The 8332-nt window shown below is 66.2% G+C and carries 7 protein-coding genes; 4 read left to right on the forward strand and 3 right to left on the reverse strand.

Annotated features, from left to right (window positions below):
- The coding region (locus tag I4J89_RS48690; RefSeq protein ID WP_196421038.1) for a hypothetical protein at window positions 1–1000 on the reverse strand (1000 nt) is incomplete at its 3' end.
- Between the two features lie 356 nt (window positions 1001–1356).
- Between I4J89_RS48690 and I4J89_RS48695 the strand changes: the two genes are divergently transcribed.
- Window positions 1357–2406: a DUF1963 domain-containing protein gene (locus I4J89_RS48695; protein ID WP_196421039.1), complete on the forward strand. Its 1050-nt coding sequence runs from the start codon at window positions 1357–1359 to the stop codon at window positions 2404–2406.
- A 315-nt stretch (window positions 2407–2721) separates the two neighbouring features.
- On the opposite strand, the gene I4J89_RS48700 is transcribed toward I4J89_RS48695, so the two are convergent.
- On the reverse strand, window positions 2722–3258 hold the full coding sequence (locus I4J89_RS48700) for a hypothetical protein (RefSeq protein WP_196421040.1): 537 nt from the start codon (window positions 3256–3258) through the stop codon (window positions 2722–2724).
- A 591-nt stretch (window positions 3259–3849) separates the two neighbouring features.
- Between I4J89_RS48700 and I4J89_RS48705 the strand changes: the two genes are divergently transcribed.
- The 3 genes from I4J89_RS48705 (at window position 3850) to I4J89_RS48715 (ending at window position 7777) form a co-directional block, all read left to right on the forward strand.
- The gene (locus I4J89_RS48705; protein WP_196421041.1) at window positions 3850–4821 is read left to right on the forward strand and encodes a hypothetical protein; all 972 of its coding nucleotides are present in this window, start codon (window positions 3850–3852) and stop codon (window positions 4819–4821) included.
- Window positions 4822–5307: 486 nt separating this feature from the next.
- Window positions 5308–6234, forward strand: a complete 927-nt coding sequence (locus tag I4J89_RS48710; protein ID WP_196421042.1) for a hypothetical protein — start codon at window positions 5308–5310, stop codon at window positions 6232–6234.
- 964 nt (window positions 6235–7198) lie between these two features.
- Complete coding sequence (locus I4J89_RS48715) at window positions 7199–7777, forward strand: hypothetical protein (protein WP_196421043.1); 579 nt, start codon at window positions 7199–7201, stop codon at window positions 7775–7777.
- Window positions 7778–7856: 79 nt separating this feature from the next.
- Here I4J89_RS48715 and I4J89_RS48720 read toward each other — a convergent pair whose 3' ends face one another.
- Complete coding sequence (locus I4J89_RS48720; protein ID WP_196421044.1) at window positions 7857–7997, reverse strand: hypothetical protein; 141 nt, start codon at window positions 7995–7997, stop codon at window positions 7857–7859.
- Between the last annotated feature and the right edge of the window lie 335 nt (window positions 7998–8332).

The following is an 8332-nucleotide window of genomic DNA, read 5'->3' on the forward strand; positions in this document are numbered from 1 at the left end:
AATCCCGCAGGATACGGGCGAGGACCAGCCCGATCGGGATGGTAAGGGCGATCAATACGACGTCCTCGTCCGCGGTGTTGATCGGCGTGTTGGCGGCTAGCTCGGTGAACGGTTCGCCGATCTGCAAGACGATGGCGAGCAGCGCGAGCGGTAGGTACATCGCCGGCAGCGTGACAGCGACGATGGCGGCCACCACGGGGTGGCCGTACCGGTGTCGCCGAGATTCAGCGCGGGGTCCGGCGAGCGCGACCACGCTGACAATCAGCAGCACGGTGAATGCGAAGATCGCAAGGTACCGGCCTCCGCTCGGCTGCGGGGAGACGTAGCGCAGGAGCCACGGCGTGGCCCCGGCGATGGCGCTGACCTGAACCGTCCTGCGGGTGGGTGGCCGGCTGAGCGGGCCGGCCGCGTGTACCGCAGCAGCGACGGCGACCAGCGCCAGCAGGGAGCCGACTGCGGCGCTGCCCGTGGTCAGTGCAGGTTCGACGTCGGTGGGCGACTCGGTGGCCGTCGCCACCCCCGACGCGACGGCAGCCACGGTAGCCACAGCGAGTAGCGCACGTGGACGAGGGGCGGCCGGGACGGCCACCACGATGACGCAACAGAGCAGCAGTGCGGCCACCCCGGCGGCCATCGCGAGTTCCGCCGTGCCGGAGGTCTTGTCGATCCGGTCGAGGCCGACGTCGACCGCCAGCCAGGCGCCACCTCCCGCTACCGCACCGTAGGTGGTCCAGCGGCTGCCACGTGCCAGCACGACAAGCACCAGAACGAGGGCGATCAGCGCACCCCAGCGCAGCTCACGGGCCCAATACGTGTTGTTCTCACCGAACGCTTCCGGGCCGGTCGGCTCGCTCAGCGGCTGGAGCACGGTCACGCCGAGCGCCCATACCACCGCGGACGCGGCCGCCAGCGCGAACAGCAGAAATCGCCCCGCGGCCACCCACCACCGAGCCACACCGGTGACAACGACGGCGCGAGTACGGCCAATGGAAGAAATCATGGCGGCAGACGCTACCTAAGGCCATCAGCGGACCCCGGGCCGCACCGAGGCACGAGTCCGGATCTGCAGCCCGCGAGACACAGGGCGGATCAGATCGGACACGGACACGCGCCTCTGCCGCCATCCGTACGCGCCTGGAGACGACGTGCAGTCACGCTCGGTGGTCGACACCCTCTGCCGGTCGGCGTGCTGAACTAGCCGAGAAGCGTGCATTTGATCATGCTCCGCGTGCGCGATTCGCTGCCGGGGCTCGGAGCACAGGCAGGCTTGGTCGGACTGGCCATGGCTGCCTCAGCCGTACATGTTCGTGGCGGAATGCCGCCCATCGTGCGGTCTGTGACGGCAGGATGGTTCACATGGCGCACGAGCCCGCTGACCATGTTTCCGGCCTCGTCGACGGGTGGCGGACGTTGTCGCGATGGGAACAGCAGGGACACCCAGGTGTTCGCCAGTGGAACAGGCTCGTCGACCAACTGAATCGGCTGGCTGAGGTAGCTGTCCACGACCCGGAGCAGGTACGGGCGTTGCAGCGGGTCGCGGAGCAGGACCAGGATCGGTCCGTCCGGTTGCGCGCTCGGCAGGTAGCTCGGCCGTTCGTCCCTCGTCCGGACTCTGCTACCGATCTCAAGCGCTGGCTGAACAACCCTCTCGTCGGCTTGGGTGACCTGGAGCTGCATCCTGAGCCGGCGCTGACGGTGGTGCCGGATGCGTTCGTCGACGGACTGACCTGGTTCTGCGGTGAGCCAGCTGCCGGCCTTGCCGAGTGGCCGCGGCGCGCCGACGGGATCCCGTTGGCGCATCTGCTCCAGGTGGAACTGGGCGATCATCCGCCGCTATCGAAGCGGCATCCGGCAATGCCCACCGAGGGAGTCCTTCAGTTCTTCCACGACCTCGAAACTATCGGCGACGAGCCGGTCGACGGCCAGAACGGTGGTTGGCTGGTCCACCACAGCATCTTTCCCGAGACGGCGATGCTGCGCCGACCTAACGACCTGACCGACGACGCCTTCCATGACCGGTGCACGGCGAGGGTGGAACAGACGTGGACATTCCCCTCTCCACTCGATCTGGACCTCGACGATCAGACCTTCGACCTCCTGCAGGCCGCCAACGAGCGGGTCCTCGAAACGGTGACGTCGTCATGGGGCATCGACGAACTGGAAGAGCCTCCCGACGCTGTCCCCCTGTTGTTCGGTCACAGCGCCGAGGAACGACTGATTGCCAACCAGCGCCTCGCCGACGTTCTGCCGCTGAGCGACCGCGACGACTACCTGCTTCTCGCTGACATCCCCGGTGTCGGTCCCCTCGACGGATGGATCGGCGACATGGGGCACATCGAGTTCTGGATCCGCGACAGTGACCTCGCCAAGCAGGACTTCGCTCGGACCTGGGCACTCCTGCGCTGACTACGTCAGCCTCAGCCCTCGTACTCCGGCTGTTCCCAGCATGCCGAAGCGTCACCTACAGAAGCCGGGATAACAGCTGGGTCACGGGAGCCGGACCGGAGGGCACACTCCAAGAGTGCACGAGTCTGCCGCGACGCACGCTGGCATTCCGGCGCGACGTCACACTCCGTACCGCTCTTGCATCTTCTCGGTGCACGACTTTGCCGATGAGAGTGCGACGCATAATCGTTAACGAAGCGCCGAGGCTAATGCGCGGGAGGCCGGAACCATTCGATGGCCCCGGCCTCAACTCAGCTAATTTTCGCCATTCATTACCTACTTAGGGCATATATCAACCTGGCGATTCGATTGCCCGACCGCGATCGAGAAGGAGTCGTACTCCCTGGCGCCGAGGGGATTGTTGGCTGTGGCTGTGGCTGCGGTCGCATCGCCAGTGCGCAAGATCAAGTAGCGGTGAACGTTGCCGGTGACGTTGCGGTAACAAACGAGTCCGTCGCCGAGTCCGCCGGCCTCCTCCGGGCGTATTTCGGCAAAGGCGTTCCATTGCCCGACGCTGGCGGCCTTACCGCCGAGCTCTAGCAGGCCATCGTATGACAGTGGCTGCTTGAGGTCGTACTCACGTTCGGCGATCACCATCGAACCTCCGCTGTTCTCCAGGCAGGGATAGCTCTCGTAGGACGTGTAAGCGCCGACTGCTTCACTGGACTCGACGGCGCTGAGCGAAGGGTCGTCGGCCAGTCGAACTGCCAATGACCTCTGTTCCCCACAGTCCAAGCCAGACGAGGCCCCGCAGGCTGCCAGCACGCCAGCATGCAGCATCAGCGTAGCGCCGACGCATGCCAAGCGCTTCATGAAATGATCAACCCTCCGGACTGGAGCCGTCGAGGTGATTTTCGCGCAGAAGCTCGTAGCAGCGGTTACACACCCATTTGTGCGTCATAGACTTCCCATACGGAGTAGTAGCGTCGGGCCCAGTCCTCAGCACCGCGACCCCAGTAGTTGTTGTGACGGTCAACCTTGGTGTCGTATTTCTGCTCGTCCGTCTGCGGCCTCACCTTGCACTCGTGGGCCTCGTTCCACAGATCAGTCGGTCTTTTGCCCCATGGAGAAGGAAAGCATGGCCGACCAATGCAGGGCCGATAGGCGTTCTACTTTCCTCCATCTGGGTATCTCTCGTTCGCCTTAAGCGCCGCCCAAGCGCTCACCGAGAAACAGCTTCCCCGGCGGCCGTCGAGCTTCAGGAAACAGGCGCAAGACATCATGGCGAGCCTCGTGGTCGTTCATCGGAGCAGAATGACACCCTCTGGACCCGGCACGCATCCGGATCTGCCGCCGACCGAGCGTTCGCACGTTTGTGTAGGTCCAGTACCGCGACCGCACTTCCCAGCGAGACGATCGCCGTGCGTACCTGAACGACGTTGTCGGACCCTACACTTCATGATCATGACAGTCGAGGTGGTGCTCGGTGAGGTGACGTGCCCGTCCGGTCAGTTGGTGGTCATGGACGGTGGTTACCTCGAACTGTGGTCCGGCGACCAGGCGCCGGACAACGAGGAGCGCCCGGCAACCGACTTTGCGATCGTGGGTCCGGACGCCGAGGCCGCGGCGGAATCCTTTGACCGGCAGACCGGAACCCGGCTGTACGACATACCCGCCCACGCCGTCGCCGAGTTCACCGCTACGTTCGACAAACACTGCCGCGAGCAGGAGCACGATGCGCGCCTGCGTGAGTTCGAGCAGCAGGTCCCGCACCGTGAACGGGTCCGGCACGCGGTCGCGGCCCGGGAACCCGGATTCATCGTCATGGGCGTTCCGGTGCTGCCGATCGAGGTGCCAGCTGATCGCGCGCTGCGTGTCACCGCGGTCCCCGGTGCGTACGGCTCGCAGTCCATGCGGATTGAGTTCAGTGACGCGGCGGTGGCCGATTCATGGGTGTTCGGGGAGCTGGGAGTCGACCACGCGCGGTTCGTCTTCGCCGACGCGGACGCGCTGAGCTCGTGGGAGCACTTCAGGCCGCTGGATGGGCTGGCTGATCTGGTCCTCTGGGGCCGCGATCAGGAGCAGGTCGCTGACGAGTTCGGCGCGCCACGGCTTGGCGACTCCGTCGGCGTCGAGTACGGGTGGGTGGATCTGCCCGTCGAGGAGGCGTACCAGCGCGGGCTGGCCATCGAGACGCGGCGGAACAAACCCGGCGGGCCGAAATTCGCGTTCGACTTTCGACCGCACTCGCATTACTGGCAGGTGATGCGTCTCGTAAGGGCCTCCGACCAGGAGGCCGGCGTGATTCAGGTCGCAGGCGCGGACATCCTGATGGCGATGACCTCAGTCGGCGACGGCTTCTTCCCCGTCCACTTGGACGTGGATGTCGATGGCCTGCCAATCGCCCTGCGCATCGACATCGCCCGCGAGGACTGATCCCACTTCATAGGCCACTATTCCTCGGATTCGCGCGTGCTGCCCCGCACATCGCATCCGGCCCCGCTGCATGGCTCGACAGCGTGACGACGCATCGACTGTCCCGCACGGTTTCGTTAACTCACACGCCGCAGAGCAGGTGCGTCGGCCAGGATCCGACCATCATGCTGGGTAGCGGCCTGTCTTGTCACCCGAGCGCCGGATTTGCCGAGATGAGCGCGTTGGCTCGGGGTGTCGGCTGGCCCGCAAGGCGCCGTGGGTCGTGTACGGCGGTCAGTGGGCGAGTGGTATCGAGGGCGACGCTTGACGGGCGACGTTACGCCCGAAAGCCGTAATGCCGTCGCCTCACGTCGCGGATGCCGCCGCGGTGGGGAGGTGCAATCCGAGGCGTCTCTGCTGCGTATGCGACACTTCCCCGCCGCGAACGGTGAGGTGCCGCGCCGGCAGCCGGTGCGAGAGAAGCGGTCGAACGGGTTGGGGGTAGCGGTGCGGACACGTACAGCGTTGCGCTGGCCGGCCTTGGCGGCGGCGCTGGCGAGCGTACTTGTCGCGGCAGGCTCGGCGCCTGCGGGCGCCGAACCGGACAACGATGCAGCCCTGTACGCGCAATGCCGCCAAGGCATGCAGGACATCGCCGAGGAGCACTCCGGCACGGAGCACGTCTCGATCGCGGTGGTGTGTAAGAGGTCGGACGGCACCGTCGTGGATCCGAAGCTGTGGATGCCGGCCGCCCCCGTCCCGCCCGCACCGACGCCTGTGAGCACCGGAGACCAATTCGGTTGCATCACCGGCCCCGGACGTCCGGTGATCGGCACGGCCCTGGCCACCGCGCGGGCGACAGCCGGTGAAGGCGAGACGCTCATCTACGAACACGGGCCGCTCGACGGCAGCGAGACCATCAGCTCGTCCGGATCCGCTGTGCACGAGTTCGGTCTGGGTGACCTGGTGCCGGGCGGCAACTACCGCTGGCGGGCCCGAGTCGACGCCGACGAGCAGGCCGGCGATGTCTTCTGGAGCCCGGACGACGACGAGCTGGGCTGGTCACCCTGGTGCGAGTTCACCGTGTCCGCGGACGCCGTCGACTACCGCAAGCTGGGTGACGTCAGCCTGGAGGCGTTGAACGAGCTGGGCCTGCGACCCGACCGCAAGTACACGGTCACCCTGTGCGGCCGCCAGCGGCGCCTGCTGCGCGCGGGCACCGACATCGGCCCGATCGGCGCCAGGATGACGCTGACCGGGCCGCGTTGGACCGGCCTGCTGCTGCAGCTGACCGGATCGGCCTTCCTCGCGGACGAGGCTGCCCTCGAAACCAACGAGGGGGACCCGCTACCGCCGGACGGCACCGCCTACCGCAGGCTGGTGGACGCGATCTCCGTCAAGCTGGGCGGCCCCCGCCACCCCGATTTCGGGTAGAGGTCGCGGAAGCCAACAGGCCCAGATCAGCCGGCAGCGCCTGGTGGACCCGGTGAGCAGGGCCGTTCGCCCGCATCGGCTGCGCGCCGGGGTGGGCGGGTGCGGGCCTGGGCGAGCATCCCCGAGCTGAAGTCGACGCCGACGGTGAAGCAGGCAGAGGGATCGAGAGCGAACACGCGGTTACTGCGATGGAGCATTCCGCCGCCACTGACGTATAACACACCCGGTAATCGAATCCACCAGCCGCAGCCGCCGCAGCACGCTCATAGCGCGAGACGGGCGGACCGGAGCAGCAGTCGTTGGCAATCCCGACCCTGAGCCGGCGTTCTGCGCAGGATCGGCACTCCGATGACCGGATCTGCCGCGATCCGCGCGCCTCGGTGCGGATTCACGGCAGGTAGCCCTGGCCGGCCGGAGGCTTCTCCCGGATGCCGGGTCGGAGATTCTGCCCGCCGGAGGCGCTGTTCAACCGGTCTGGTCTGCGCCAGCCTTGTGAAGTGCCGCGTTGGCGCGGAATCGGATACGCCCGCAGGTCTCTCGGTCGTTCTCGTCAGTGGCGTCCGTGCAGGTACAGCGCGACGCTAACCACCGAAGGTCTTCCGGACTTAGCCACAACGCGATGCGGCCAAGGCCGACCTCGCGTTCGGGGTCGGTGGGCGTCGGCCGTGTCGACATACGGAAAGGATAGGCGGCGGATCTTGGCTTCTAGCCCTGTTCGGCGCCTAGGGTAGGCCCCCCATCCACTTCGCTGACGGCTTACCCGCACGGATCTGCCGCAAGTTGCGCGCTACGGATCGTCGCGGCCCAACCACTGCGGCCGACGTGTGCTAGTGCTGAGACCGGGCACCGGCGACGGTGGTTGGCTCGTCGGCGGCCATGTGACCAGACGTGATCTACTGCCGGTATGAAGCGTCGGTCGATTCTGATCCTGAGCGCGGTCATCGCCCTCGCCGGAATCAGCGCCGTGGCCGGCTGGCGGTGGTGGCACAACCGGCCACCCTATGGGCCGGACGTCCTGAACGCACAGGCGACACTTCAGCTCGTTGACCCGGCAACCGCCGACGCCGCGCTCAAACCGGTCAACGCGGCGACCGCCGGCGAAGGCGACCAGATTCTCCTCGGACGCGTCAGCTGGTCTTCACCGCCCAACCCGCAGAAGGGCGACTCCTTCCGGATCGTTCTGCTGGATAAGCGCAGTCACCTCATGCCCGGCTTCATCGCCGTGACCTCGGCCAGGCCCAACGACGTCAGCACCGGGCTGGACGGAACTCTCGACATCGCCCAGAAGCGCTACCCGTGGCTACAGGGCGTCGGCACGCGGGAGACCAATGGGTCGTACTGGACCTCGGGCAGTGCGATCTTCGTGGAATCGGTGAACGCCTCACCAGTGACATTCCAAACCGTGTTTCACCAGGCACGCCCCGAGACACCTCCCGAGCACCGGGTGGCCACGGCACCCGTATCAGTGGAAGACATGCTGGTCGCCCTGATCAGTGTGGGGCCCGACGGCCAGGTCTATTGGGCACACCGACTTCTGAACTGACGACTCCTGCCGGAATTAATCGGACGTCTGGCATGGTGACCGCATCTGCCGCGAGTCGCGTGCTCGACGGACAGCGCGCTCAGTCGCCGACGAACACCAGTTCGCCGTGCTCCTCGGCGCAGCGCTCGGCCATGGTGCGAAGCCGCATTAGCCCACGTTGCTCTGCGCCAGCCGTTGCTTGTGCGAGCAGCAGTTCCACCTCAACAACGAGTCGCTGCATCTGGCCTGCGCCGAAACGGGTCTCGCCATGCGGATCGATTTGACCGAACAGCCGAAGTGCGGGATTTCCCGAGAGACCAGCCGATCGAAGTCTCCGGCGGCATCGAAGAACCCGCCAGCGGGATCCGGTAGCCGTTGTACCTGCTTGTCGGCCACATGCAGCTCAACTTGAATACCTGTCGGGGTACTCGCGTCAGTGGCTCTGGCATGATTTTCGTAGCGGAAGATCGTTAGTGAGCTGCGGCGGTGCGTCGCCGTAGGTGTGCGATGAGGACGACTCGTTGGCGTAGGAGCGGGATTTTCGCCCGGCCGGCCATGAGTCTCTTTTGGAGTTTC

Source organism: Actinoplanes aureus, assembly GCF_015704865.1.
Classification (GTDB): domain Bacteria; phylum Actinomycetota; class Actinomycetes; order Mycobacteriales; family Micromonosporaceae; genus Actinoplanes; species Actinoplanes aureus.

What these genes read in the sequence shown, in the direction of transcription:
- I4J89_RS48700 (WP_196421040.1), bottom strand. Translation starts at nt 3,258, where the DNA reads ATGAAGCGCTTGGCATGCGTCGGCGCTACGCTGATGCTGCATGCTGGC.
- I4J89_RS48695 (WP_196421039.1), top strand. Translation starts at nt 1,357, where the DNA reads ATGGCGCACGAGCCCGCTGACCATGTTTCCGGCCTCGTCGACGGGTGG.
- I4J89_RS48705 (WP_196421041.1), top strand. Translation starts at nt 3,850, where the DNA reads ATGACAGTCGAGGTGGTGCTCGGTGAGGTGACGTGCCCGTCCGGTCAG.
- I4J89_RS48720 (WP_196421044.1), bottom strand. Translation starts at nt 7,997, where the DNA reads ATGCAGCGACTCGTTGTTGAGGTGGAACTGCTGCTCGCACAAGCAACG.